General features: G+C 55.6%; 29 protein-coding genes. 22 read left to right on the forward strand and 7 right to left on the reverse strand.

All coding sequences use genetic code 11. The features are described from left to right. Positions 1–7: 7 nt before the first annotated feature. On the reverse strand, positions 8–1258 hold the full coding sequence (locus GOW98_RS19230; RefSeq protein ID WP_170335025.1) for a sarcosine oxidase subunit beta family protein: 1251 nt from the start codon (positions 1256–1258) through the stop codon (positions 8–10). 623 nt (positions 1259–1881) lie between these two features. Further along, positions 1882–2778, reverse strand: coding sequence for a LysR family transcriptional regulator (locus GOW98_RS19235; RefSeq protein WP_170335027.1), 897 nt, complete (start codon positions 2776–2778; stop codon positions 1882–1884). 91 nt (positions 2779–2869) lie between these two features. Between GOW98_RS19235 and GOW98_RS19240 the strand changes: the two genes are divergently transcribed. The 9 genes from GOW98_RS19240 (at position 2870) to GOW98_RS19280 (ending at position 15363) form a co-directional block, all read left to right on the forward strand. Further along, positions 2870–3694 carry a TauD/TfdA dioxygenase family protein gene (locus GOW98_RS19240; RefSeq protein ID WP_170335029.1) on the forward strand — a complete coding sequence of 275 codons (825 nt, stop codon included), beginning with the start codon at positions 2870–2872 and terminating at the stop codon, positions 3692–3694. Positions 3695–4027: 333 nt separating this feature from the next. Further along, entirely contained in the window at positions 4028–5083 is a 1056-nt protein-coding gene (locus tag GOW98_RS19245; RefSeq protein ID WP_170335031.1) for a tyrosine-type recombinase/integrase, read from the forward strand. A 557-nt stretch (positions 5084–5640) separates the two neighbouring features. Then, positions 5641–6822 (forward strand): plasmid partitioning protein RepA, encoded by a 1182-nt coding sequence (gene repA / locus GOW98_RS19250; RefSeq protein ID WP_254438077.1) that lies wholly within the window; start codon positions 5641–5643, stop codon positions 6820–6822. A 1-nt stretch (position 6823) separates the two neighbouring features. Next, positions 6824–7798 (forward strand): plasmid partitioning protein RepB, encoded by a 975-nt coding sequence (gene repB / locus GOW98_RS19255; RefSeq protein WP_170335035.1) that lies wholly within the window; start codon positions 6824–6826, stop codon positions 7796–7798. A 206-nt stretch (positions 7799–8004) separates the two neighbouring features. After that, positions 8005–9054, forward strand: a complete 1050-nt coding sequence (locus tag GOW98_RS19260) for a helix-turn-helix domain-containing protein (protein WP_170335037.1) — start codon at positions 8005–8007, stop codon at positions 9052–9054. A 141-nt stretch (positions 9055–9195) separates the two neighbouring features. Further along, positions 9196–9480, forward strand: coding sequence for a CopG family ribbon-helix-helix protein (locus GOW98_RS19265; RefSeq protein ID WP_170335039.1), 285 nt, complete (start codon positions 9196–9198; stop codon positions 9478–9480). Then, positions 9477–9758, forward strand: a complete 282-nt coding sequence (locus tag GOW98_RS26335; RefSeq protein WP_170335041.1) for a type II toxin-antitoxin system RelE/ParE family toxin — start codon at positions 9477–9479, stop codon at positions 9756–9758. The genes GOW98_RS19265 and GOW98_RS26335 overlap by 4 nt, the downstream gene beginning before the upstream one ends. Positions 9759–10013: 255 nt before the next feature. Continuing rightward, the gene (locus GOW98_RS19275) at positions 10014–11927 is read left to right on the forward strand and encodes an adenylate/guanylate cyclase domain-containing protein (RefSeq protein WP_170335043.1); all 1914 of its coding nucleotides are present in this window, start codon (positions 10014–10016) and stop codon (positions 11925–11927) included. Between the two features lie 169 nt (positions 11928–12096). Next, positions 12097–15363 carry an adenylate/guanylate cyclase domain-containing protein gene (locus GOW98_RS19280; protein ID WP_170335046.1) on the forward strand — a complete coding sequence of 1089 codons (3267 nt, stop codon included), beginning with the start codon at positions 12097–12099 and terminating at the stop codon, positions 15361–15363. Here the strand turns inward: GOW98_RS19280 and GOW98_RS19285 are convergent. Together GOW98_RS19285 and GOW98_RS19290 are read right to left on the reverse strand one after the other, a co-directional pair. Beyond that, entirely contained in the window at positions 15360–15734 is a 375-nt protein-coding gene (locus tag GOW98_RS19285) for a nuclear transport factor 2 family protein (protein WP_170335049.1), read from the reverse strand. The two genes, GOW98_RS19280 and GOW98_RS19285, sit on opposite strands and share 4 nt — an antisense overlap. 379 nt (positions 15735–16113) lie before the next feature. Further along, positions 16114–17004, reverse strand: a complete 891-nt coding sequence (locus GOW98_RS19290) for a LysR family transcriptional regulator (protein ID WP_170335051.1) — start codon at positions 17002–17004, stop codon at positions 16114–16116. A 109-nt stretch (positions 17005–17113) separates the two neighbouring features. On the opposite strand from GOW98_RS19290, the gene gstA reads away from it, so the two are divergent. The 6 genes from gstA (at position 17114) to GOW98_RS19320 (ending at position 20761) form a co-directional block, all read left to right on the forward strand. Then, positions 17114–17725 carry a glutathione transferase GstA gene (gstA, locus tag GOW98_RS19295; protein WP_170335053.1) on the forward strand — a complete coding sequence of 204 codons (612 nt, stop codon included), beginning with the start codon at positions 17114–17116 and terminating at the stop codon, positions 17723–17725. Next, positions 17722–18102 carry a nuclear transport factor 2 family protein gene (locus GOW98_RS19300; RefSeq protein WP_170335055.1) on the forward strand — a complete coding sequence of 127 codons (381 nt, stop codon included), beginning with the start codon at positions 17722–17724 and terminating at the stop codon, positions 18100–18102. Before gstA ends, GOW98_RS19300 begins: the two co-directional genes overlap by 4 nt. A gap of 3 nt (positions 18103–18105) precedes the next feature. Next, the gene (locus GOW98_RS19305) at positions 18106–18327 is read left to right on the forward strand and encodes a tautomerase family protein (RefSeq protein ID WP_170335057.1); all 222 of its coding nucleotides are present in this window, start codon (positions 18106–18108) and stop codon (positions 18325–18327) included. Beyond that, positions 18324–19283 carry an NAD(P)H-dependent flavin oxidoreductase gene (locus GOW98_RS19310; RefSeq protein ID WP_170335059.1) on the forward strand — a complete coding sequence of 320 codons (960 nt, stop codon included), beginning with the start codon at positions 18324–18326 and terminating at the stop codon, positions 19281–19283. Before GOW98_RS19305 ends, GOW98_RS19310 begins: the two co-directional genes overlap by 4 nt. A 611-nt stretch (positions 19284–19894) precedes the next feature. Further along, on the forward strand, positions 19895–20176 hold the full coding sequence (locus tag GOW98_RS19315; RefSeq protein WP_170335061.1) for an HlyU family transcriptional regulator: 282 nt from the start codon (positions 19895–19897) through the stop codon (positions 20174–20176). 333 nt (positions 20177–20509) lie between these two features. After that, complete coding sequence (locus GOW98_RS19320; RefSeq protein WP_170335063.1) at positions 20510–20761, forward strand: WGR domain-containing protein; 252 nt, start codon at positions 20510–20512, stop codon at positions 20759–20761. Between the two features lie 52 nt (positions 20762–20813). On the opposite strand, the gene GOW98_RS19325 is transcribed toward GOW98_RS19320, so the two are convergent. Together GOW98_RS19325 and GOW98_RS19330 are read right to left on the reverse strand one after the other, a co-directional pair. Then, the gene (locus GOW98_RS19325; RefSeq protein WP_170335065.1) at positions 20814–21059 is read right to left on the reverse strand and encodes a hypothetical protein; all 246 of its coding nucleotides are present in this window, start codon (positions 21057–21059) and stop codon (positions 20814–20816) included. A 234-nt stretch (positions 21060–21293) separates the two neighbouring features. After that, positions 21294–21665 (reverse strand): hypothetical protein, encoded by a 372-nt coding sequence (locus GOW98_RS19330; protein WP_170335067.1) that lies wholly within the window; start codon positions 21663–21665, stop codon positions 21294–21296. A 215-nt stretch (positions 21666–21880) separates the two neighbouring features. Between GOW98_RS19330 and GOW98_RS19335 the strand changes: the two genes are divergently transcribed. The 5 genes from GOW98_RS19335 (at position 21881) to GOW98_RS19355 (ending at position 24302) form a co-directional block, all read left to right on the forward strand. After that, the gene (locus GOW98_RS19335) at positions 21881–22132 is read left to right on the forward strand and encodes a helix-turn-helix domain-containing protein (protein ID WP_170335069.1); all 252 of its coding nucleotides are present in this window, start codon (positions 21881–21883) and stop codon (positions 22130–22132) included. 36 nt (positions 22133–22168) lie between these two features. Further along, positions 22169–22897 (forward strand): 3'-5' exonuclease, encoded by a 729-nt coding sequence (locus GOW98_RS19340; protein WP_170335072.1) that lies wholly within the window; start codon positions 22169–22171, stop codon positions 22895–22897. Positions 22898–23248: 351 nt separating this feature from the next. Further along, positions 23249–23749, forward strand: a complete 501-nt coding sequence (locus tag GOW98_RS19345) for a hypothetical protein (protein ID WP_170335074.1) — start codon at positions 23249–23251, stop codon at positions 23747–23749. Between the two features lie 103 nt (positions 23750–23852). Further along, positions 23853–24083 (forward strand): hypothetical protein, encoded by a 231-nt coding sequence (locus tag GOW98_RS19350; RefSeq protein ID WP_170335076.1) that lies wholly within the window; start codon positions 23853–23855, stop codon positions 24081–24083. Between the two features lie 9 nt (positions 24084–24092). Continuing rightward, positions 24093–24302, forward strand: a complete 210-nt coding sequence (locus GOW98_RS19355) for a hypothetical protein (RefSeq protein WP_170335078.1) — start codon at positions 24093–24095, stop codon at positions 24300–24302. A 1-nt stretch (position 24303) separates the two neighbouring features. Here the strand turns inward: GOW98_RS19355 and GOW98_RS19360 are convergent, their stop codons facing one another. Further along, positions 24304–25056 carry a hypothetical protein gene (locus GOW98_RS19360; RefSeq protein WP_170335080.1) on the reverse strand — a complete coding sequence of 251 codons (753 nt, stop codon included), beginning with the start codon at positions 25054–25056 and terminating at the stop codon, positions 24304–24306. A gap of 170 nt (positions 25057–25226) precedes the next feature. Between GOW98_RS19360 and GOW98_RS19365 the strand changes: the two genes are divergently transcribed. Next, positions 25227–26075, forward strand: a complete 849-nt coding sequence (locus tag GOW98_RS19365; RefSeq protein ID WP_170335082.1) for a hypothetical protein — start codon at positions 25227–25229, stop codon at positions 26073–26075. 309 nt (positions 26076–26384) lie between these two features. Next, positions 26385–26618: a helix-turn-helix domain-containing protein gene (locus tag GOW98_RS19370; RefSeq protein ID WP_170335084.1), complete on the forward strand. Its 234-nt coding sequence runs from the start codon at positions 26385–26387 to the stop codon at positions 26616–26618. Positions 26619–26747: the final 129 nt, after the last annotated feature.

The raw sequence follows: 26747 nt of genomic DNA on the forward strand, positions 1-26747 counted from the left end.
CCCCCCGTCAGTGCAAGTTTGGTTGGGCGCCCTGGCCCGCCTCATCTATCATCCGGCCGCTCATGAAGCGATCCAAACGATAAGCTTGTGCATTCGCATGTGGTCTGCCGGTACTGAGAAGATGCGCAAAGCACATACCCGATGCAGGGGTTGCTTTGAATCCGCCGTAGCACCAGCCACCATTGAAGTAGAGGCCGTCTATGGGAGTGCGATCAATGAACGGCGACCCGTCCATTGACATGTCCATGATGCCACCCCATGACCGAAGCATCCTCACTCGGCTGAGTGCCGGGAACAAGGACGCGCCGATTGCGGCAACATGCTCTACAATAGGCAGATTTCCGCGTTGAGCGTAAGAGTTGTAGCCATCAAGATCTCCGCCAAACACCAAGCCACCCTTATCCGACTGGGTTGCATAGAAATGCCCGACACCAAAGGTGATAACGCCAGGCAGGACCGGCTTCAGACCTTCCGAAACAAAGGCCTGCAATACATGGCTTTCGATCGGAAGTCGCATGCCAGTCATCTGCATCACACGGCTGGAAGACCCGGCCACGACACACCCGACCTTTCGGGCACCAATATATCCGCGCGAGGTCTCAACGCCGAGGACCTTGCCGTTTTCGATCTTGAAGCCCGTGACCTCACAGTTCTGGATGATATCGACGCCACGCTGATCGGCACCACGCGCATACCCCCACGCAACCGCGTCGTGACGCACTGTACCGCCGCGACGATGAAGCAAACCGCCATAGATCGGAAAGCGCTGATTTTCAAAATCCAGGAATGGGTACAGCTTACGCACACCTTCAGGTGTCAAAAGCTCTGCGTCGGACCCATTCAGGATCATTGCATTGCCGCGCCGGCGTGCTGCATCGACCTGTGAGTCAGAGTGCAAAAGATTCAATAGCCCGCGCTGGGATACCATCGCGTTGAAATTGAAATCCTGCTCCAACCCTTCCCAAAGCTTGAGGGACATTTCATAGAAAGGTTCGTTCCCATCAAGCAGGTAGTTCGAACGGATCATCGTGGTGTTACGCCCAACGTTCCCACTGCCGATCCAACCCTTTTCGAGCACCGCAATACGGCTCTCGCCGAACTCTTTGGCAAGGTAATAGGCTGTTGCAAGCCCATGACCCCCGCCACCTATGATGACGAAGTCATAGTCCTTTTGGGGGGATGGATCCCGCCAGGCGGGTTTCCAGCCTTTATGCCCGCCGAAGGCTTCTTTTATAACTCGGAAACCAGAATAGCGCATGAGAGTCTCGCAATAAGTTCGACAGACTTCTTGCGAGTTTCTGTGCTCAAGCGATACATACTCATTCGACAAAAAAGCCACAAAGACGACACGAGCTGCAGAAAGTTCCCTGATATCAGAGCGTGCTCAACCCCACGGATCGCGCCAATTTTCACCTTTGGCTGTACACGCGCAAGACACTGATAGCCCGCATCAGTTTCTTGTGCCCAATCTTCTGCAAGAAAAGAAGATTTGAATCGTCTCCTTTCGATTCTTTCGATGTAACAAAATCTTGAATCTCCCCATCTGAACTGATCCACCGCTACGGTTAGGAAACAGCGGACCGAAAATGGCAAACAAGCGATCGTAGACCAAGGAGTTTGTCTCTAAGTTTCGGCAGGTTGAGGGGCTGATGGGGCGAAGTATGCCTCATCTGGATGGGATCAAACAAATCAGCATTGTTGAACAGACCTATCGGTGATCAGGGATTGCTCTCGAAACAACATGCCAATTCCGGGATCCATCGCTTGGCACCGGCTCGGAAAGCGGACCATGCAAGCCAGGGAGATTTTGAACATTCTGCGTCTCTGGGTAAGTCTGTTGCGGACCGAAATGCCGATTCAAGTTCCGCGCGCCACTGCTGTTTAAACCTGGTTCCGGCACATATCCAGAAACGCTGTTACCAGATCCGTCTGCTGCACGGCCTTTGCTACGGCAATGGCGACCTCGAAGTGGCCAATCTCTTGCGAGAGCGGACGCGTGACGACAGCATCGCCTTCAATCGTCAGGTTCCGGCCTGGCGGGAAGCCAACCAGGGTATAACCCAATCCCTTTCCCACATAAGCCTGAACCATTTCGCGAGATTGCGACGTCAGTGGCACCTCCGGGTCAAGACCAGCAGCCCGCAACAAGTCAAGATAGCTGGGGCCGGGACCAGCGCGCGATACGGAAATGTAGGGAATATCGGACAGATCCTCGAGCTGCACGCTGTCTGCATTTGCCAAAGGGTGCATTGCGGGTAACAAAACCAAAGGCGGCAATTCCTTTAGGCGTTCGACATCGAAACGCGCGTCATCAAAACCCTGATTGAAAACAACAAGCGCATCGACGTCTCCTGCATCAAGTGCCGCAACGAGGCTTGGAAAATCATCTTCCTCGACTTCGATACGCACGCAGGGATTGCGCTCGCGGAAGGTCAGAACCGCAGGCAATACGATCCGCTGGGCAATGGCGTAGTGCGTCCCGATCCGAATCGTGCCGGTTTCCCCCTTGGCCATGTCGGCGGCCCGTCGGTCCAGGGCCTTTGCCCGCGTCAGCAGCGCTTCTGCATCGGCAAGGAACTCCGCACCCGCGCGGGTCAGCCGCATGCCCCGTGCGGGAAAACGATCAAACAAGGTCAGGCCAGTGACCGCTTCGAGTTTGTCAAGCGCCGAGGAGATTGCCGCAGCGGAGACGTTCAGGTTTCGCGCCGCGGGCGCGATGCCATCGCAACGGGCGATTTCCGACAGAAAGGCAAGTTGACGTAGTGAAAATCTAACCATCAGGAAAATCATCCTTTACGCCAGATTAATTCAGTTTTTCCGATCTTAAGCAATCTCCTACTCTTCTTGCTGGAAAACAGGGAGAGAACCGATGGACATCAGACCTTTGACTGGCGGCCTGGGAGCGGAAATTTTCGGAGCTGATGTAAGAAACAGAGCGCAGTTTGCGGAAATCCACGAAGCCTTCGCCAAATACTCTGTCATTGTTCTCAGAGGGCAAAACATTGCCCCGGAAGACCACCTGGACTTCGCGCGCCGCTTCGGTCCGATCAACGTGAACCGCTTTTTCAAACCAGTCGACGGGCACCCTGAAATCGCAACCGTCCTGAAGGAAAAGGACCAGAAAGAAGCGGTAGGCGAAGGCTGGCACACAGATCATTCCTATGACCAGGCCCCGGCGATGGGATCGATCCTGCATGCGATCGAAATGCCCCCCTACGGCGGTGACACGCTGTTCGTGTCGATGGGCGCGGCCTATGAGGCGCTGTCGGCCACCATGCGCGGGTTTCTGGATGGTCTGACGGCCGTGCATTCGTCGCGGCATGCCTTCGGTGTGACCACGTTGGAGAGCGAAGCGGCCAAAAGCGGACGGTTGGGCAATGCCGAAGCGGCGACGCAAGATGCGCGCCATCCTGTTGTCATCACGCATCCTCTCAGCGGGCGCCGCGGATTGTTCGTAAACCCTGTCTTCACCACGCATATCGAAGGTCTGACGGCCGACGAATCTGCGGCCGTCCTCAACATGCTCTATGAGCATTGCAGGCAGCCCGAATTTCAAGCCCGTGTCCGCTGGCAGGCAGGTGATATCACCATGTGGGACAACCGCGCGACTTGGCACAAGGCGATCAATGACTATCACGGATTCCGGCGCCTAATGCATAGGATTACAGTGGAAGGTGTAGCTTTGTCGAATTAGAAGCCCGACACCTGTCGTGCTGGCCCAAAGGGATCGTGAAGCGCGGGAAGCGACCGTTTGCATGCCGCGCAGATCATGGAGTGCTAGTCCTGGGAAACCCATCGGCACAAAAGCGGGTTTCCGAACAACTGCAAACTTTGCAACGGAACCTCGAAAATCAGCCTTGCGTGGGCGTCGAATTCATTAATGACGCTGGCATGCTTGCCCCTTGAAGATCACAATTTAGACTTTTTGCGCATTACTTTTTCTGTTTTGCTAAAACCCCATTATTCCCGATAAGTATCGCTTATCAGATTTATTGAAATCTGACCCAAATTGACGCAGAATGGGTACATGAAGCCCCCTGCCCCGTACCTCCCCGCCGCCGCTCCTGCCCTCTCGGACACAGATCAAGAGGCGCTCACTGATCTTTATGTGCGCGGCACACCGGAAAACACGCTGCGGGCATATGAACGGGATCTGCTTTATGTCACCGCCTGGAAGTCCGCGCGGTTCGCAGCGACGCTGGACTGGCCAGAATCTGAGGCCACCGCCCTCGCCTTCATTCTCGATCACGCCCGCGATCTGAATGACGCACCAGAAACGGATGTGGCGCGCGAAACCGCAGAAGCGCTGATTGCTCAGGGGTTGCGCAAGTCCCTCGCCTGCCCTGCCCCGTCGACGCTGGACCGGCGCATCGCCTCCTGGCTTGCCTTTCATCGAATGAAGAACCTGACCAGCCCTTTCGGCGCGCCGCAGGTGAAGCAGGCCCGTGCCAAGGCCCGCCGGGCTGCCGCCCGGCCCCCTGCCCCAAAATCGCAGCACCCGATTACCCGCAATGTGCTCGAGCAGTTGCTGTCCACCTGTCGGGGGTCCCGGCGGGATTGCCGCGACCGCGCCATCTTGATGCTGGGTTGGGCTTCTGGTGGTAGACGGCGCTCGGAGATCACCGGGTTGATGTTTGAAGACGTCTCGCTGAAGGAGTTCAACGAGAAAAGCCTGGTTTGGATTTCACTGCTGGAGACCAAGACGACAACCAAAGGTGAAACGCCGCGGCTGGTGCTGAAAGGCCGCGCAGCCCAGGCGCTGGTCCATTGGATCGAGGTTGGGCAGATTAAAAACGGGCCACTGTTCAGACCAGTCTCAAAAGCGGATCGTGTGCTGAAACGTCGGCTTTCGCCGGACGCGATTTATCAGATCGTCAAACATCGCCTCCAGTTAGCAGGGTTGCCGGAGGACTTCGCCTCGCCGCATGGTCTGCGTTCCGGGTTTCTGACCCAGGCTGCCCTCGACGGCGCCCCAATCCAGGCTGCCATGCGCCTCTCGCTGCACCGCTCCATGGCCCAGGCGCAGAAGTACTATGACGACGTCGATATCGCAGAAAACCCGGCGACGGACCTGTTGGGGTGAGAGAAACTGGTTCAATCGATACGCGATATCAGCACTTGTTGGTTCGCAGTGAAGTTTTTGCTTAAGACCCGCACTGGAATAGAGTTCATTCCACAACAAATTTGGCGGGTACAGGGAACCCGTTGCCAGAGGTGGCCCGCCCTACCCTAACAAGTCGGTTAGCCTGTCAGCACCTATCAAGAAAACCGACCAAATAAGCTTTTGAACATCGTGAGGCAAATCTTCTGCAACTGGATCATCTGCAACTCGAGCACGACGTGATCGCATGAAAGTACCTGTGGCAGAACTTATTTCGGTAAAGAGTGCAATCTGACCGAATTCAGCAACCGCAAAAATCGAAATCCGAGACCGATTTATACCGGCATCCTGCAACCTCAAAACACTTCCTAACTGCGCAATAGAAACATGAGTTAACAGCTGTTAACTTCAGAACGCTTGTGCGGGCTTCGCAGCGACCCACAAGTTATTGATTTTTCTCTTGACATGAATCGGAATACGAGTGCCTAAATGTACTCAAGTTGCGCAACCATACAAAAATGAGCAGGAAAACTGCAACTATGCTACAGACCACACCCATTGCTGCGACGACGCAGTCTCACGTTACACGTGAAATTTCTGATCGTCTACAAGTTGCACTTACTACACACCTGACTCAGGCGTATTCGCCAGAGTTGTCAAAGACCCTCCGCCTCTTCAGTGCAACTGAGGTTGCCGACCTGTTTGGTACAACCGGACAGTACCTGCGAAAAGGCCATGCTGAGGGCTCACTTCCGGAGCCAGAAGTCAACAAGAATGGCCGGCGCTTTTACTCTGGGGCTGAAATCAAAGCGATGCGCCAGATCCTTGAAGGTAGCTCCAGAAAGCCGGGCAAATACCTACCCGGCCGTCGCGATAGCGACCGGCTTCAGGTTATTCAACTTATGAACTTCAAGGGTGGCAGTGCAAAATCCACTTCAGCTATTCACCTATGTCACTATCTTGCGCTTCAAGGTTATCGTGTTCTGGCTATCGACCTTGATCCACAAGGCAGCTTAACTGGATTTTGCGGAATACAGCCCGAGATCGAGTTTGAAGGAAATTCGATTTATGATGCCCTTCGCTACGAAGACCCAATCCCAATGTCCGAGTGTATTCGGGACACCTACTTCCCCGGACTGGATCTTTCTCCTGCCCAGTTAATACTGTCGGAGTTTGAAACAGAAACCGCCGTCTACGCCCGCAAAGGCATCCCTTTCTTTAATCGACTCTCCAACGCTATCGAGTCAGTAGAGGAAAACTATGATGTGATCATTGTCGATAGCCCGCCTTCGTTGGGGTTTCTAACGCTGGCGGGATTGTTCGCGGCGACCTCAGTAATCGTACCACTGACACCGAGCATGTTGGACGTAGCGTCCACGCAGCAATTTCTTGAGATGACTTCGGCTTATCTGGAAGAGTTTGAAAACTCCGGAATTCCGATAGTCCATGACAACTTCCGGTTCCTTATAACCCGAGACGATCCATCCGATACTCCGTCTCAGCAAATTGTAAGCCTGATGCGGGCGCTGTTTCAAGATCGGGTGATCGGAGCAACTGCGCTGCGAAGCACTGCTATTGCCGATGCTGCAATGCTGAAAATGACTATGTATGAAGTTGTTCGGTCAGAAATGACGCGGTCTACTTATGACCGTGCACGATCTAGTATGGACGCCGTGGGACACGAAGTTTCAAACATGATTCAAACCGCGTGGGGCCGTTGAAATGGCACTTAAACAAAATAAAACCAGCATGGCTGCAGCGATTGCAGCGGCAGCCGGAAACCCACCAATCCCACCTACAAAAACGGAACGCGCCAACGCGGCACTTCCTCGCGGCACTATAGCTTCGGTCCGTGTTGGAGCTGGTGGTATCCAAGACATCGATACCTCGCTTATTTTGCCCTGGGGCCCAAGAGATAGGCTTGGGATCGAGTTAACACCTGTTAACTCCGAAGCAGAACCAACAGTCGATCCAGCTGTTCTGGAACTGGCTGAAAGCATCAAAGACGCAGGAGGCCAACAGGTTCCTGTCCTCCTGCGTCCGTCTGAGGAAGCGGACGGCCACTTCGAGGTTATTTACGGCCGCCGCCGCATCCTAGCTTGTCAGTATCTAAACCAGCCTGTTCGCGCTTTGGTGCGCGCGTTGGATGACAAAGAGGCGCTTCAGGCAAAGGGTCTGGAGAACTCTTCTCGTGTTGACCTCAGTTACTACGAGAGAGCCCGGTTTGCGCGAGAGATTCTAAACCAAGGATATGATCGTTCTGAAGTGATCACGGCACTGGCCATCTCAAAAAACACGTTGTCGCAATTGGAGCGAATTACAAACGATATTCCCGATGATCTTGGCGATATGATCGGCCCAGCACCGAGATCCGGGCGGCCCAAGTGGACGGCACTCGCCGATGCGTTGCGAAAAAAGATGATAACAGCGGACAAGGCTAAGAAACTCTTGGAGATGCTCAACGCAGGTAGTTCAGACGATCGGTTAAACGGGCTTTTAGCCAGCTTGGCTCGTAAGAAAGAAGCACAAGAAATCCGACCGGCACCCGACGTTGTCATTAAGATCAGCAATTCAACGGTGAATATGACGATCAAAAGAGCAGGGGAAAATGAAGCCTACTCACGTTGGCTTTCGGACAACCTTTCTCAAATAGTTCAGGAATCCTACGAGCGCTTCAAAGAAAACGCCGAGGAGTAAGCGAGTTAACAACTGTTAACTCTACATGAGGCAACGAGCAAAGAGGAGAAAAGCAAAAAAGAAACCCCCGAAACCTACGGCTCCGAGGGCTGAAAACCAACTAGTGGTTATAGATTTGACACCTAAACCCTAACAGCCCGCGAATCACGAGACAACAAAAAACGCCTCTGGGTGAACAGGTTTTCTTTGTCTGCTGACATAAACTCATGAAAACAGTAACAGCATTGGCTCCAAACGGAGCAACCTTGTCGGGAACGGCAGGGCAGGGGGGTAATACGCCTAAAAAATGGATGCTACTTCGAGCCGTTGAGGAAGCCCGGGAACCGCTTGGGCTTAAATCCACGTCTCTCAATGTCCTGAGAGCTATGGTTTCCTTTATGAGTGGAGATCAGATTTCTGCGGATCAGGATGACCGTCACATCTGCTTCGCTTCCAACGTGGCAATCGCAAAACGAACCCACGTCAGTGTTCAAACAGTTGAGCGCCATATCTCAGCGTTGGTTGAGCTCGGGCTTATCCGTCGCGTCATGAGCGCAAACGGCAAACGTTGGGCGCGCCGGGACCGACAGGGTAGGGTGGTTACCGCAACTGGACTGTCCCTTATGCCCTTGTCTGAAAGGTATGCCGAGTTAATCCAAGAAGCCCAGAGGCATGCTGATCGCGCTCTCGAGTTCACATTACTCCGCGACAAAGTATCGGCCGCTCTGGCTAGCCTCAGAAAACTCGTAGCAGACGACACGGCGATTTCAGATTTGATGGCCACCGTACGCAATGCTCTGCGTCGCAAACCAGATGCAAATGTACTAGGCAACCTTCTGGCGGAAATCTCTGTGGAAATCTCCCAGATAACACAAGCAGATACAGAAAATTTGAGGGCCAATGACCATGAAAATGAGGGGCACAAAGAGGACTCTTTGAATCCGATAGTTAAGAAAGAAAAACATTCTCAGATTCAAGTTTCTCCAGATCAAATGGAGCGCAGCTTTCCACGCTTGTGCTCGGAACTTCGCTTTGCCCGAGATCAGACGCATTGTGACCGTCTTATGGACGATATCGCCGAGTACCTACGATTTGGTCAGACCTGGTATGCTATGAAATCGACACATGGCCCAGCTCTCCGTTTCATGGTTTTGGGATATATTTTCCAACGAGCGGAGAACATAAAATCTCACCAGGCCTATTTGATTTCTCTGACGTCAAAGATCGATCGGGGAGACATGCAGCCAACCGCATTGTTGGCACAAAATTCAAAATAACCGCGGACGAGCAGGCCGTACTTATGAATTCACATCTCGCTCATGAGTTCAGAGCAACAGATGTAGTTCATGCCATCGTTCTATTGTGAATAGAATGCGGATGTACTACATTGTATTACACAGCGGAAATAGGTGATTGCGATGAGTACCAGCCCATATTCAATCCGTCTCGATGAAGACTTGAGAAAGTCCCTGGAACGAGAAGCTGCGATAGAAGATCGGCCGCCTGCGCAGCTCGCTGTACGGGCAATTAGAATGATGTTGGAATCCAAGGCCGCAAAGCGTGCAGCCATTGATGCAGCTGTCGAAAAAGCAGATCTAGGTAAGTTCATCACGGCAGACGAAATGAATGCCTGGGTAGACAGCTGGGATACCGAGAATGAGCTCTCTGCTCCGGTCGCAAGCGGGCAATCCAATAACCAATGAAAATTGTATTTCTCGAAGATACCGCCCGGGACATTCAATGGTTCCGCTACTACTACACGTCAGTTTTTCCTGAAGGCAGCGAGAGGGCACGAGCACAGCTCAAAGCCATTCAGCTTACTCTTGCAGCCAACCCGTTTGCAGGTCACCCAAGTGACACACGCCAAGACGTACGGGAGCTTTCAGTACCGCGAACCCCATTCACGCTAATCTATCGTGTAATGCCCACTCAGATAGAAATTCTGCGTCTCTGGGATACCCGGCAGGGCGCAGGCTATTAAAACCCGGAGTCTAAGCTGGCGGCATCAGGCGGGCAGGGTAGGGGGTAAGAAATCGAACTTTTTCTGCTATTCGACCTCTAGCTTCTGCACAGAGGGCGGATTTCGGTCATTCGCTGCACCTGCGAAGAGTAGGAGCCGTCGAGTTAGAAGCAGACATTCAGTCAGTGCCATGACAGCCAAATTAGTTGGATTACCAGAAGGGCATGCATTGTCGAGATTTCGTGACATCCGTTAGACTGTGAGCAGGAGGGTCCTATGCAGCGCCGACTCGCCGCGATCATGGCTGCCGATGTCGTTGGGTATTCGTCGTTGATGGGTAGCGACGAGGCAGAGGTATTGTCCGCCCTCAAAACTCTGCGTTCAGAGATTTTTGATCCCGCAATCGCAAGACATCACGGACGCCTCGTAAAGTTAATGGGGGATGGTGCTCTTGTCGAATTCGCTTCGGTTGTCGATGCTGTATCCTGTGGCGTTGAGATCCAGCGGGCACTGGTTGAGGCTGCTCCGACCCTTGCCAACGGGTCGCGGGTGCAACTTCGGATCGGGATAAACCTCGGTGATGTCATGATCGCTGATGGGGACCTTTATGGAGACGGGGTGAATGTTGCCTCTCGCATTGAAGGTCTGGCGGACCCAGGCGGCGTCGCGGTTTCTGAGAGTGTGGTCCAACAGGCCATGGGCAAGGTGGATGCCAGATTTGAGGATCTCGGACTGAAAAACCTGAAGAACATCGCTGAACCGGTTCGAGTTTTCCGCGTCATGTCCGACAGAGCGCCCGCATCCAAACGGCGATCAAACAAATTTCCATTGATAACCGGTGCATCGGTGCTGGTTGGTCTTGGGGCTGTCGGCTTATTAACGTGGTGGATCGGCTTTGGTCACGAGCCGGTTGATGCCATGACCTTTGATGAAGCTGCTCTGCTGACAGAGCCAACAGGTCCGACCATTGCGGTTCTACCATTTAAAAACCTTAGCAATACGGACGCCCGCGATTTATTGGCTGTAGGCATTGGCGAAGACATCATCGTTGAGTTGGGCAGCTACCAGGACCTCAATGTACTGTCCCGCCAATCCACCCACTCCGTTGGGCCGGACGAAAGTGACCCGCGCAGTATCCGGGGGAAATTCGGTGCGGACTATGTGCTGGAAGGTTCAGTCCGGCAGGTTGCAGATCGTCTGCGCGTGACAGCGCGACTGATAGATACAACTTCGGGGCTTCAGGTCTGGTCGGGGGCGTATGATGAAAGTCTTACGACTTCAAATATTCTGGACGTTCAACTGAGCATAACCGAAAAAGTTGCCTCTGCCGTGGGTGACGCGGGCGGGGCTATCAAGCGCCTTCACGCAGGTCATGCGCGTGCGAAACCTCCGGAACATCTCTCGTCTTATGAATGTTCCCTGCTGCGCGTTGGTTTTCTGAACCGACGGGACATGCAAGAGCGCGTCCGCGGCTGTATCCTGCGGGTTGTCGAAGACGAACCCGAGTATTGGCGCGGGTGGGCGCAATTGGCCGAGGCACTGCTGACGGATGTGAAGCTGTTTACCGGGCTGTATCCAGGGGCACAGGATGAGAAAATCCAACGCGCGGAAGAGGCGGCGCGGAACGCGGTGTCGCTGAACCCGTATTCTGCGCGCGCTCACTTCCTTCTGGCGCTTGTACTTCAGATTCAGCGCGATCTTGACGGGTTCTTTTCGTCTGCCGAAACGGCGCTGGCATTGGGGACGGATCGTTATCTGCAAGGGCAGATCGGATACGAGTTCATTTGGTCCGGGCGACTGGATTTGGGCGCTGCTCTTGTTGAAAATGCAATTACGTTGGACCCAAATGCGGCAGACCCAAACTGGTACCAGGCGCTGGCCGAGTATCATTTCCTGAACGGAGATTATGAAACAGCGCTGAGCACCTATCGCAAAGGGGCACAGCCGGACATTTGGTGGTCGGTTTCCATAGAAGTCGCAATTCTGGCTGAACTTGGTCCGCGCGACGCCGCCATTGCCGCGCGGGACAGACTCAACAAAATTCGTCCAGGGATAAAAATTGCTGACATTGTCTGGATGTACCGGCGCTTTGCGCGCCCGGATGAACACATCCTTCCCTTCGTCAAAGCTTACAGAGCTGTGGACATGCCCGAGGGACAGTTTGCCCCGCTACAGGATAGTGCAGGCTGACCGACAGGGCGGGGTAAGGCATAGGGCGGCGCCAGTCTGGCATCGATTCTCATTCGGGCACACTTGCTATTCGTGCACCGCCTCTATTTCGTCGTCCATAGGGAAGCGACGACATCCTTTCGTGCGTCTGTTATTGTCGCACCGGGTTTTATGCTCAGGTGTTTTCCGGATGTCAATCGCTGAATGGCTCAGGGAGCTTGGTCTAGACAGGTACGTCGCGGTCTTCGAGGAGAACGCGATAGACATCGACACGTTGCCTGAATTGACCGACGCGGATCTGGCCTCGATCGGTGTGCTGCTTGGTCACAGAAAAAAGATCCTCAAGGCCGTCAACGATGCCGCGGCAACAGCTGCCGAGGTGACTCCGGACCGTGCCGGAGCCGCTATTGGCCAAAGACGGCAGGTCACGGTGCTGTTCGCCGACCTGACAGGATACACGCGGCTCTCAGCACGTCTGGACCCGGAGGAGGCACACAAGCTCCTGAACAACTACTTCGCTGCCGTGGACGTGGTCGTCGAGAACTACGCAGGGAGGGTCGATAAACATATCGGCGATTGTGTCATGGCCGTCTTCGGCGCACCGATCGCCCACTCCGATGATCCTGAACGGGCGCTGCGTGCAGCGTCTGAAATCCACGATGCGATCCGCGACCTGTCCGATAGACTGGGTCTCGATCTCAGCGCCCACATCGGGATCGCTTCCGGTCAGGTTGTCGCCAGCCGGACGGGCAGCGAGCAACATGTCGAATACACGGTAACCGGCAATACCGTAAACTTGGCTTCCCGTCTCGACGATATAGCGGCACCTGAAGAGACGCTGGTGTCTGAAGCGGTCTACCGAGCGACCTCGCAGATTGCTGATTTTGCGTCACGGGGCGAGGCGTCGGTGCAGGGGTTAGATGCGGAAGTTCCGATCTGGGCCTTCGAGTGTTTCCGGGAATCGGAGCAAACGGATTACGCAACGCCCTTTGTTGGCCGCGCCGCTGAACTAAGCCAGCTCACGTCCATCACCGAATGCGTCCGAGCAGACGGGTCCGGACATATCGTGTTGTTGCGCGGCGAGGCTGGGATCGGCAAAACGCGACTGACCGAGGAATATATTGGGATCGCCGATGCACAGGGATTTGCAACTCACCGTGTGCACATTGTCGATTTTGGTGCTGCCCGTGGCCCACGCGTTCTGCGCGACCTAGCCTCGACCCTGTTGGGGCTACCGCTTCAGACAGACGAAGCAGCACGCCGCAAGGTGCTTGGCCAAATTCTCGTTGACGGGAGCATCGCCGCGGAGAATTTGGTTTTCTTGAACGACCTGCTTGATCTGCCACAGCCCGATCACTTGCAGCGGATCTATTCCAAGATGCCGAGCGATGAACGGCTCGCCGGCATTGGCGTGACGCTTGGTGCGATTATCACAGCGCAGGCCGCACGGGCACCACAGCTAATCGTGATGGAGGATGTGCACTGGGCAGAACAGGCAACGATTGAGGTGCTCTCTGGACTGGCGGCGGACTTGTCCTGTTGCCGGGCAATTCTCATGCTGACGAGCCGGATTGAGGGATGGACACTGTCCCACGGTTTTCCCCGGTTCTTCCGAGGTTGCCCGATCACGTCGATCGAGTTGCAGCCGCTGCGCGAGGCAGATGCGGTTCAGCTTGCCGAGGCCTTGGCCGATGGGCTTGCCATCGACCTCGGGCGACTGGTCGAGCGTGCGGATGGAAACCCACTCTTTCTCGAGCAGATGATGCGCAACCTATCCCACGTTCAGAGCACAGCTTTGCCGGACACGATCCACGGTCTTGTGCTGGCACGGATCGACCGGCTTCCGGTTCGCGATCGCGAGGCTATCATGGCGGCATCGGTCCTCGGCAATCGCTTTGAACTATCGGCGCTTCGCGATCTGATAGGGAAACCTGCCTACGAATGCGAAACTCTCATCCGGCATCGGCTTGTCAGGCTCGAGGGTGAGGAGCATCTGTTCGCCCATGCCCTGATCCGGGAAGGCGTCAATGCGTCGATTTTGCGCGACAGGCGACGCGAACTTCATCTGCGTGCAGCCGAGCACTATCGAGCCCGCGATCTGATCTTGCATGCTCAGCACCTCGACTGCGCAGAGTCGCCTGAGGCTCCGGCCGCTGCTCTGGCGGCGGCGCAGGACCAAGCGGCGCGAGTCCGCTACGAAACCGCAATGCAACTCGCCGTGCGCGGAAGTGAGCTCTCAACGGGCCCAGAGCAATACGATCTGCAAATGCTGCTGGGCGATCTGTCGAGGCGCCTCGGCAAGACCGACCAGATGATCGAAGCATATCGCGCCGCCCATGATGCCGCAGATAGCGGAGCAGAACGATCCAAAGCACTCATCGGGGTCGCCGAGGCGCAACGCATCGCTGAGGCCTACGACGACGTGCTTGACACGCTTTCAAACGCGCTTCGTGAGGCGGACGACGCGCCTTTCCTGAATGAGCGCGCCCGGATTTGCCAGCTTAAGGCAGGCGTGCATTTCGTACGCGGCGACACCGCGGCCGGTCTTGCCGAGAACCGCCGATCGCTGGATCTCGCCCGGCAAGCGGGGTCTCGGGAACTAGAGGCGCAGGCGCAGGGCAATCTGGGTGACGCCGAGTTTGCCGCAGCGCGGATGATCTCGGCCCACGCACGCTTTGATGATTGTGTTTCTCTTGGCCGTGAGCACGGCCTCGACGACGCGATTGCGGCAAATCTTGCGATGCGCGGTCAGACGTTGCTTTATCTCTGCCGTACAGAGGATGCCCTCGCGGACTGCGAGGAAGCGCTGCAGCTGGCAAGATCGCACTTCAATCCGCGCGCCGAGGTGGTGGCCCTACTGGTTGGTATCTACACGCTGGAGCTCTTTGACATTGCGGCAACCAGGGACTGGGCGCTGAGCACCATCGATGCTGCAAAGCGGATCGGCTCGGTAAATTTTGAAAATGTTGGCCGCGAGTATCTCGGCCGAGCGACTGCGCTCCAGGGCGACTATGCTAAGGCAGAACGCTTGGTCGTGAGCGCGGTTGACGCATTTCGTCAATCAGAATCCGGCATGCGCTTCCTCGGCGGGCGGGCGCTTGGCAGCCTCGCGCTCGTCACCCGCGACGGTGACCGTCAGCGAGAGATCCTGGCGGAGGGAGAGGAACTCGTCGCGCAAGGCGTCGGTGCACACAATCCGCTCTGGCTCTATCGCGACGCTATCGAGGTGTCCCTTGATCTCGGGGATTGGGACGAGGCCGACCGGTACGCCAAACAGCTAGAGATATACACCAGCGGCCAGCCTCTGCCGTGGAGTCGGTTCTTCTGCGAACGTGGCCGCGCGCTCGCTCGCGACGGGCGCGGCGAGGATGTAAGGGCACGCCTTCGGGCTATACGCGCCGAGGCGCTCGCCATAGGATTTACGCATACCGTCGCGCGGATCGATGCATCCCTCTAGAACGCAGCCTTCCACTGCTCGGTATCGATGAACCAGCGCTCTTCGATCACCAGGCCATCGGTGCCGAACCTGAACAATACTGCACATTGCGAACCGCCCGGTAGCTTGTCCGAAGTGAACTCCACGATGTTCACGATCTCGTTGTCTCCGGGGCAGTATCGTAGATCCTTAATGTCGAAGCCGGGCGGCAGAGCCTCTCCAATCCCGTCCAGCGCAGCCCTGAATGCCGTGCGGCCTTGCAACACATTCTCCTGTCCGGGCAGCACGAAAATCATCTCTTCCGCGTAGAATCCGGCGAGCTTGTCCATGTCTCCTTCCGCAAGCGCCGCCCAGCTTGCCTTTAGGTTTTCCAGTTGCTTCTCTGCCGACATTGAAATGCTCCTTCCCTCAGAGTCGCTCTTCTGGCAAGCATGCTATCACGATTGGATCTGGTCACGGAGGTCGCAGGTCTGGACGCATACCTGCCGAATGGATAGTGATATAGACGGAATGAACGAATGGCTGAGAAGGAGCCGAGACCTGTTGCCGTTTGAAAGCCGTTCGATGGCGGCATTGTCCGCGAGCTGAATATTCGTCGGCTCCCAGAACTTGCAGCTTGGAGCTAATGTCCGCAACGCGGGTTTGGGCGCAGAAATTCTGCATATCGCCGAAAGACTGGTATGGGCCGACCGAGTCTTCTGGGGAAGCGTCTTTTGCCTCAATATGATAGCGGATCACCTCAGTTGAAGAGGATCAGCTGTCCTAGGCAACTCATGCCTCAGGCCGACTTGGTAGCCCGATTTTGTTCCAAAGCTCATCGGCAACAACGCCTATTGCCTGATCCCTGCGCCTCATCTTGAAGATCATGGTCCGGCGCAGTGGGAACCCTTCCAAGTTCAGGGAAAGCAAAATCCCCGACCGCCGCTCCTCCTCCGTCATATGATCGGGCAAGCCGCCCCAGCCAAGGCCGGCGAGGATCACTTTTTTCTTGGCCGTGAGGTCCGAGACCGTCCATTTCAGGCCCCCTGACAGCAGATCGCGGCTCTGTTCATGCGCGGTGCCGCCTGTGCCCGCCGTAATCACCTGCACATGGCTTTGCATCTCAGTTGTCGATATTGCGCGGGAACCGGTCGGTAGGTTCAGATCGGGGCTGGCCACTGGCCGGATTGTCACCTCCGCGACCGGTACCGCCTCCACGTCGTTCAGTGGCACCCCGTCAAGCGATGCAAGCGCGATATCCGCTTTACCTTCCATTAGCCGTGCGATCGGGCCGCCCATCATCTCCATACGCAGCCGAAGGTGAGTTGCGGGATGACGCCGACCGGTGTCGGCAAGCGCTGGTAGAAAAGTATCCAAATCCATTGTTGCGCTGACGGCAATTGTCAGTTCAGGCTCTTCTCGGGCGCGCAACCGAGCAGCGGTGCTTCTGAGCCCCTGCATCTGCCGCAACACCCGAGAGGCTTCTCGGTAGAAGACCTCGCCGGCCGGTGTGAGCGAAGGCCGGTAAGCTTCGCGGCTGAACAGTTCCAGCTCCAACTCCTCTTCCAATTGGCGGATGGTGTGGCTTATGGCGGATTGTGATTTGTGGAGGCGCTCAGCCGCACCGCGGAAGGTGCCGGTTGAGACTATGGCCTCCAGTGCAATGAGTTGGTCGTGTTTCATAGGCTCTCAACATGATCGATTTTTTTGATCATAATAGTGAAAAGACAATATTATCAATCAATCGTATCACCGGGTAGTCAGATGGTATCGCTCAACAAGGGAGACTGTCATGAAACTCTACTACAAGCCCGGCGCGTGCCCGCTGGCCAGCCATATCGCCCTATATGAAACCGGCCGCCCGTTTGAAATCGAAGCCGTGGACACTGCGGCAGGCCAAACTGAAAGCGGTGCTGACTATCATACGATCAACCCCAAGGGATACGTTCCGGCTCTGGGGTTGGACGACGGTAGCGTCCTCACCGAAGGAGCAGCTGTTCTTCAATATATCGCGGACAGATATCCCGAAGCGGGTCTGGCGCCGGTAGCCGGCACCTTGGCCCGAGCCCGGATGCAGGAACAGCTCAACTGGATTGGCTCCGAGTTGCACAAGGCCTTCGGCCCGCTGTTCCGCGACGGCACGTCCGAGGCTGACAAAGATGCGGCGCGCACCGCTGTTGCGGGCAAGTTCGACCTGATCGAAGCGCAGCTGGAGGATGGCCGAGAGTGGCTGGTTTCGAACCAGTTCTCGGTAGCTGACGCATACCTTTTCGTGGTCGCGAACTGGGCGAATTTCACCGGCATCGACCTGTCTCGTTGGTCCCGGCTGGCGGCGTTTGTAAGTCGCGGTGCTGCCCGTCCGTCTGCTCAGGCCGCGATGCGTGCCGAGGGGTTGATCCAATGACGCCCGCCGGCCACAAAAAGGTCGGCGAACTGATGGAGGTCTATTTCGAAGGCCTCCATCAGGCCGATAGCACCATGTTGCGCAGAGTGTTCCATCCGCAGTTGGCTTATGTCTGTGCCACAGAAGGCGATGAACTGAATCTGGATCTCGAGACTTATATGGGCCGCGTGGACGGGCGTGAACCGCCAGCCGGGCGTGGTGACCCGCGCGAGGAGAAGGTTCTGGAGATCGCATTTGCCAGCGACAGGTTAGCCCGTGTCAGCGCCCGGATGACCATGATGGGGCGGGATTTCCATGACCTGCTGACCCTTGTTCGCTACGGCACAGAATGGCGCATCGTAGCAAAAGTGTTTTCCTATGTTCCGCGAAAGGACTGACCGATGCCATATGTGAATATCAAAGTCACCCGCGAAGGCGGCCCTGACGGCACCGGCCCGAGTGCCGATCAAAAAGCGCAGCTGATAATTGGGGTCACAGACCTTCTGCAAAACGTACTGGACAAGAACCCGGCCACAACCTTTGTGGTAATTGACGAGGTCCCGTTGGAAGACTGGGGCGTTGGCGGCCTGCCAGTGCAAGAGTATCGAAAGCAGACGCAATGAAGACGCGGCTGACAAAGGCGCTGGGGATCACCTGCCCGGTGATCCAGGCACCAATGGCATTTGCTGCGGGCGGCGCACTGACCAGCGCCGTCTCCCGCGCAGGCGGTTTGGGCATGATTGGGGGCGCCTACGGTGATGCCGTCTGGATCGGCCAACAGTTCGATATCGCTGCGGATGCCCGCGTGGGCTGTGGGCTGATTACATGGAAGCTCGCGGAGCGGCCGCACCTGCTCGGCCGGGTGCTGGCGCGTAATCCAGCTGCGCTGTTTCTGTCATTTGGCAATCCGGCACCATTCGCTCCAGCGATCAAGGACGCCGGTGTGCCGCTGATCTGCCAGGTCCAGACCCTGCGCGATGCGCGGCAGGCGCTGGATTGCGGCGCGGACATCATTGTCGCCCAGGGGGCGGAAGCTGGCGGCCATGGCGAGGCACGCGGCACATTTGCTCTGGTTCCCGAGATCGCCGATGAGATCGCGCGCCAAAACAGCGAGGCGCTGCTCTGTGCTGCTGGCGGTATCACGGACGGGCGTGGCCTGGCGGCGGCCCTTATGCTTGGGGCAGATGGAGCGGTGATCGGTACGCGGTTCTGGGCCTCGAACGAAGCGCTGGTGCATCCGCGTATTCTTAAACGAGCGATGGCCGCGACAGGTGACGACACGATCCGCACGCGGGTGGTGGACGTGATCCGTGGTTACGACTGGCCCGGCCGGTACAATGGCCGCGTTCTGCGCAACCCGTTCATTCAGAAATGGTACGGCTCAGAAGACGCCTTGAAGATGGAAGCGGGCGTTGAAGCGGCAATATGGGCGGCAGCTCAGGAAACCGGGGATATTGATGTTGCAACCGCCTTTGCAGGCGAGGGCATCGGTCTGATCAGTTCCGCGGCACCCGCCGGCGATATTCTGGCGAAGCTCATGGAAGACGCGCATCGGTGTCTGGCTGGGGCGGCTGCATAGCATGGGGATCTGGGAAGAGCCAGAAACACTTGAGCTGGATTAGGCGGTGGCACGGTTACCGCCGCCTACTCCTGTTGGGGCGGGAAATAGGTAATCTTACTGAACGTTGTTCTGGCGGTTGTGTTTGCTGTTGCAATCCTGTGGTTGGCGAACGAACGCAGCAAAAATTTGATGGCTCGGAAATGGTCAAAACCTGCCCATCACTACGTTTAGTATTAACATCGGTTTTCGTGATGTGACCCGAACCATGCACAGGCCGATGCTTGTTCAAAGCGGATTTTCCAAACACTCCGGGCTGCCTCCGCGGCGAAGGTCGAAGGGTATTGCTGTGCTGATCCTGCCGCGACCTCGGTTTACGCGGTTGCAGCGAACGTCGTTTTTGAAGGGCCGCGTCGCGGCATCTATTTTGATGACTAAGGTCCGGGTAGGGCCGTTCCTTACAAGGGAAAGTGGTGCGGGGAACCGGGCTTTCGCCGTGGGTCGGGACCTTCAGACCATGCGCGGAGCTCACTATCGGGTCGACGAACGGTGATCTAATCTCACGACCCGCTTCACCTCAGTTCTTGGCGGCGTTAGTCTCCGGTCCGAGCAATGCTGAAAGGAGGCGCCCCATGTCCCTCTTCTCCAAACTCTTCGGTGGCGGCGAATTGCCGGAGCCGGAACCGGTCTTGTACAAAGGGTTCGAGATTTTCCCTGACCTGATGCCCGAGGCTGGCAAATACCGTTTGCTGGCCCGTATCGAAAAGACCATCGACGGAGATCGCAAGAGTCATACGATGATCCGGGCGGATGTGTTTGAAAGCCGGGACCAGGCCGAAAGCTTCAGCATTGCCAAGGCGAAACAGGTGATTGACGAACAGGGCGAACGCCTCTTCGGCTCCGGAATCCAGTAAGTTGATGCCCGTTCGGCGATCGTTGGATGGCATGAGTGGCTTCTTGCGCGCCACCCCTGACTTGGTCCAAGTGTGCAAGTCTGACAAAACGGTTTGGATCCGATCCTGAGGACCGGACAGTTTGCCGATGAACGCATTGATTGACCAAGTGGGACGCTCGGCCGTCGAATTTCACGTATCCAATCGAATGTATTTATCGAAAAATTTCAGAAGTGAATGTGCGGCGGGTAGGTAAAGTCGACATCAAGGTGCATTCAGGTTCTGAATCCTTCTTGAAGAATGGATCTCTCAAAGTCATTGGACAGAAGGACTGTGGCAAAGGATAGTGATGGCATGGAGCTGACTGCAGCCACACCTGTCCACCTGATCCACGTGGATCCTGACGTCAACATGGCGCGGTTCTATGGAATCGAGTTGCAACCGACGCTGTTTGGTGAAGTGTCCGTCCTTCGGACCTGGGGGCGTATTGGCACAACCGGTCAAACCATGAGGGTTACGTATGATGACGAAGCCCAGGCTAGTGAAGCGCTCCGAAAACTTGAGACACAAAAGCTCCGCCGAGGGTATGTTCCCGTCGGTGGTTAGTACCACCCGCCAGCGATCGTAGATCTTTCATCTCTCAACCCGGTTGAGAGATCTATTCTTTGGCCACCCGGCCAGAATGGACATGATCACCAAGATTTTCCAGCTCGTCCTGACAGGCTTCGGAAATTCCCTCTGGCAAATTGTATGCTTCAATATCCGCTTCGATCTTTCTCAAGTCAGATTCCAGTCCCATGGATTGGAAATCATCGACTTCTCGAAGGCGGTAAATCAATCGTTCAATGAGCAAACGATGGGCCAGCATCCGGCCCAGCAGTTCACGAATTACGGGTTCTTGCATGCATCAGTTCTCCTCAATCCGCACAGTAGGCACGATCGGAATTCCGGGGTCAATTGTGGAGCTTGGCTTGAAGGGAACCTGCGAAGATCGGCGCTTGACGTTCTGTTCGTAACGAGAAAGTGCGATACTACTTTACCCCCAGGCAAATCCCGAGCCAGCCGGTACGTGATTTGCCTGCATGGATGGCGAGGTGGACCCGGTTAGATACCGGGAACGCCCCAGACTTCGTACACGTTATGCTCGGTATGCCGTGTAGACTAATCGGTCACCGACAATAAGGAATGGCAGCTCGCGGGAGCCGGTGGCGATTTCGCAAACAAGCGCGGCGCCGGCCAGGAAGGCGGTGCGTCTGTCAGGAAACGGCGTGCGCTCTGGTGTTCCGACGCAGTTGGGCATTCCTTGAGGTACACGCTTGAAGGTGATGTTTGCGACCCAGCCGTTGGGGTGCTCGTCGATGTATAGTCCGAGTAGGTTATTGCGTGTGGCATATGGCGGATCGCTCGCCTCAGGTTGGGGACCTGTCAAACGACCGGTGGCGTAGAGCGCCTGAAGAACAAAATTCATCATACCTGAATCGTCTCCGGGTTTTTCTGTATATGGGATCATATCGAAGCCTTTGTTTTTTGCGTTTGATTGTGGGAATGCCTCCCGGCGTGAGAATGACCTGGGAACAAAATGAAAGCGTCAAAGCGGGTTTGTTGAACTTTTTTGAAAAAGTTCGATCGGCCGATCTTTGACTGTCACTTCCGGAGCGAGCCTGTCCCGGAGATATTGCCGTAAGTCATTGACTTTGGTACATTCATCCTGTGGGAGGTCCACAAATGAACCCTGATGAATTGATTGATAAACTTGCGGAACTCCGTTCCGGGCTGAAGGATCACCTCGACCGGAATGCACCCAAGAGAAACCTGGCGCTTGAATGTCGCGCAGCGCGTAAGAAAGCCGGAGTGACACGAGAGCAGGTGGCGGAACGCTCTGGTTTGTCACTGGCTGACATTGATCGACTGGAAGCGACATCAGGGAGCTTTCCGGAAAGGTCGACCGTGATGCGCTTTATGGCCGTGTGTCGATAGTGGTGATCATGTTCAAAGGTTACAGGGTTGTACCCCATGTCTGATTTGGACGCCGATAAATTCATGGAGAAGATGGCGAAACCAGGGACGGAAGAGGAAGCTTTCTTTGCAAGACGCCGGGCACTTGGCCTTGGTGTTGGGGTTGACGCAGAAGGAAACCCTGCCCGGTCGAAAAGCCTCATCTTCATTGACTTCGAGGCCTCGTCCCTGAGCCCGGAGAGCTGGCCGATCGAAGTGGGTATCGCCCAACTCAAAGATCGGCGCGTGGTGGTCGAGAGCAAACTGGTTCGGCCACACGAAACCTGGCCCCTCGACGATTGGTCGGACAAAAGCGCTGCTGTGCACAACATTCCCTTCTCCGAACTGAAGAACGCGATGCCCGTCGATGAGGTTGCGCACTGGCTGATTGAGCGTGTTGGAGACAACATTCTTGTCAGTGACTGCCCAGAGTTCGATCAGCGTTGGCTCGAGCGGCTGTTGGGCACAGTCAACGAGCCCGTGAGACTGGAGATCCAGGACTTCGACCGGATAGCGTGGATTGCGTTTTCGCGGGAAGAGGGCGTTCTCGCGCCTGGTCAAATTGGCCGGGTGTATAAGACCAAGACCAATCGAGGTACGACCCATCGCGCCGGTGCGGATGCAGCCGACTTAGCGTATGCCTTCCGATCCGGGCTGCCAAAGACGGTGTCACCGGATTTTCTGGCCCCGATGTCTGAGGAGGACTTGCACCTCTGGGAAGGTGGCGATGAGGAAAGCGGGGTATGAGAAGCGGTTCGTAGCTTACCGTCTCCCGCCGCTTAGAAAGGGGTTGTTGGTCGATTTCAAAGCGGACGCACTGCTTATGACGCCTTGCTCGCCCAAATGAACGAGTTGCTGGAACACCGAAAGCTCGGAGAAACTGAAACGGCCCCGAGTATCTGAGCGACGCCGATTTCTCACTAACTTTTGAAGGTGCAACTGCGTCACTGACCTGTGCTTTCTGCACATGCTTCAACGGGTGATATTTATCCCTCATCGCTCTCATTTGGTCCGCGTGTCTGCGATGGCACCCGGACAAAACGAGCCGACCGAGGTTCAATGAAATCTGGTTGCCTTCAACAAAAGAAGGAAGCCATCATGCCCAACACTCCCGCCTGCGAACGTTTCTCCACTGGTGATCTTGTCGCGTTCGACTTTCCCTTCAGCGATGGCGGCGCGAAGACCCGCGTCTGCCTGATAGTCGCCGATGATCCGGGTCTACACGAAGTTGTTGTCGCTTACGGGACAACAAACCTCCGTCTCAATCATGACCGCAGGAACGCAGTGATCCTGAATAGTCAATCGGATTGGTCGGCGGCGGGCCTGCACCGGGCAACGCGGTTTCAGGTGGACCGCCGCATCCGGGTTTCAATGACCGATATGCGGTTCAAGCAGAATAGATCCCTGGGAACCGCTAAAGTCGGTAGGTTGTTACCAGGCCGGATTCAGCAACTAATGACATGCTACAGCCGTTTGAAACCCGTTTCTTTCGCTCAGGAGCGACTGGGTATCCATCCGAAACCACAGGTGCACAATGGTCGCCGCTCGTTTCTCGGCCGTCGGCCCGTACGACACAACGCGGGTTCTGCCGCCGCCTGATTTTAGGCTTCTCGGAACGCGGTGGGCATCAAAAGAGCCAACTCAAGCCCGCCCCCAGGGCGTTCCGGCAAACGCCTGCACACACAATCAAAAGGATTGAGAAATGAAGAAAAGCCGAGAGACAGAAACAGACCGGTGCGCGCCCAATAATCGTGCGGATGCTGGCGGAGATGAAAGCTACAGGAAAGGAGTAGAAGATCTGATCGAGCGCGACCGCCAAATGACCGAGGCGCGTGCAGAAAAACTTCGGATTCTGCAGGATATAGTCAAAGACACGTTCGATGCCGTGGTCCTGTTTGGGCAGCACTATAGTGGAAGGCTCGATACGATTTGATCATTCTCGGTGTTTCACAAGGACCCGGACGCCCGAGCCACCGTGAAGGCCTTCGTGAAGGACGCCCTGTCCCGAATTGGCGTTGCGATTATCTGGGAGGGCAGGGATGTCACGGACATTCCGCTCCGCAAGGATCGGGCGACGGCGCATGAGAAGATCAGGATGTGGGAAATCCTGAGCCCATGCGCGCGCAAATTGCAGCGCAGAGATGCCCGGTGATTTACCTTTTCATCTGCTCGGCTTCGTATTTACGTACGCTCTCATTTATTCTCTCGATGTCCTCCGCAGTCGGAATCCAATGGGCAGGAAAATGATTTTTGCAATGGGTCTCCGACACCCTGCTGTTGTGCTGCTCGGATACCGCCCAAATCGGAATATCATAGGCGCCACCAGGAGCAGCCGTCTCAGGGTCGCTTTCGGTAACCTCAGCATATTTCCCTGTCAGTAGCACAGTAACCGCGTAAGGTAAGTTGGGCGTGAGTTCGGGCACCGAAGTCGCGCTATTGCCGTTGATGTTCATAACGGTCAGGGTATCCGTCGTTAGATAGGCTTGTCCCGACAAGAGCTGATGGTGGTATAGATCGGATATTCTCAAAAGCGCGTCACCCGTGTTGATCGCCAGGTATCCGGGAACACCACTTTCGAACTCTTTGAGGCTTGATTGGAAACAGTTCGGCAGGTCGTCCGCCTCGATCCGCAGAAACCGTTTGCCATCCCAGATGACAACGGCGTCGAATACGAAGTGGCTCAGCGAAAACGGTGCATCTGTAAATACGTAAGAGACAGCCCGGATGGACGTTTCAGCATCCGGCCAGGTGGCAAAGAGTTGCTTCAGCTTGGTGCGCCACTGCGATCGCTTTGTCCGAACTGGCGATGACTTCGGCAGGTCGCCCCACGCATAGTGAAGTACGTATTGTCCGTTCTGAGCTTGCTCGATGAGGTTGGTCAACTCAGTGTTTTGGGAAGGGGTCATGTTGCTCTCTTCAGTTTGGTGTCAAGGTGGCAAACCCCCAGTCAAACATGTCAGATTGCTCAGCCAGGGTCGCGATGGGCATGATTTGGGAGCAAGATTGATTTTGGGAAATCGCTGGCGCGAAAAATCTGATGAAGAGGGCAGGGGAACTGACTCCGGGCAGATCAGCGATGCTAGCCGCGACCTGTTTTCTGATCTGCGATGCATCGTACCAACGTGTTCGAGTTTCGTCGGTTGGTTGCTTCGCGCTGTTGCGCGTCGTTGCTTGCATCGGTGATGCCGGGGTTCAGAGGGCCGATGTTGCAAGCCAAGAAGATTTATTTTCGAAAAATTCACCAAACCCGTTTTGCAAAGTCCAGCGCCGGTCGAACCTTATGATCGCCCCGGGCGACTACGGTGACCCCGCGGGTTTGGAAACCGGGCTGTGCCCCAAAAACAAAGAGAAAGGCAACCTGATGAGTGAGCACTACGTCAGTAAAGCGCTCCTGTTCGATGAAGCGGATATGATCAGTGAGGACGGCAGTGAACCGCAGGCATTTGAAGAGCTTGTTGAGATGTGGAAGGAGAAGATCCGTAGTGAATTTGTCAGTGATTATCCTACGTTCCAAATGCTGGGTGTCTGTTCCGAGCGATTTGGCCGTTCAGATATTTTGAGCCGGAACTATCGTGCCAAGTGGGTGAAAACTGAGAACGGGTGGAGTGACACGTTGTCTGCTGTCTTTTACTCGCTCGGTGACTTGGAAGAAGATCTGATCGCGCGGTTTATTGAATCTGAAGATACCAATCAGTTGGTTTCTGACGTTGCCGAGGAAATTGTCGAAGACATTGAAGCACAAGACTATCGTGGTGCGAAAGAACGTTTATCTGTGCTGGAAAACCTGCATGATGCCGGGCTGCCGTGGTTTCGCAATGCGTTTGACCTGAAAACCGGCGGAACTGATGACGCCCATGACTATCGACGTGAAGATCGGGGCCCTGGAAGGCGCGTAATCGTCGAAGTGGCGTTTATCTGGGGATAAAGCTCCCAGAGCAGCATGTTTCATCATGTAGTATTGCAAACCTGTCCGCGCAGGATCGCCCTGATCCGGCGTGCGAAGTCACGCATCTCTCGAATGTGGGCCAGCAACTCGAAACTGCGCGGGCATCAGCCGCGAAGTTGTTATCGGCATCTATGAAGTAAATAATCAGCTGCGTGCTGAGCGCCGGATGTCCGTGTTTGACATGTCACGTCACGCGGCGTCCGATGGTGTCAGTATTTTCTGTGAGTATTTTTCGATTGGAGATCAGGGAACCACCTCCTTTCCAGAACATGGAAATGGAGACCCCGAATGATCGTATCCCCTGATGAAACCTTTTCGGCTCGTGAGGCGGCCGAGTTCCTGCGCAAGTCCGAGCGCCAGGTGCAGCGCTATCTCGCTGATGGCCGGCTAAAGGGTAATCGCAAGAATGGCCGGTGGCAGATCACCGCGCTGGCCCTGTGGAATTACCAGGGCATTGCCCGCGAAATGCAGGATATCTGGGTCGATTACTGCGTTCGGATGGCGAAACATGAGGCAGAATAAATACACACTAATTCAATGGGTTATAAATTTCGGGGATTTTGGGTGGCCTCCATTGTGTGGGAATGCAGGCCGACCTTTTTACCCCGATGTCAGTTCGCGCCGCCCCGTGTCCGAAAGTGACGCAAAGGG

It is taken from the genome of Ruegeria arenilitoris (assembly GCF_013032445.1).
In the GTDB taxonomy this organism is placed as follows: domain Bacteria; phylum Pseudomonadota; class Alphaproteobacteria; order Rhodobacterales; family Rhodobacteraceae; genus Ruegeria; species Ruegeria arenilitoris_F.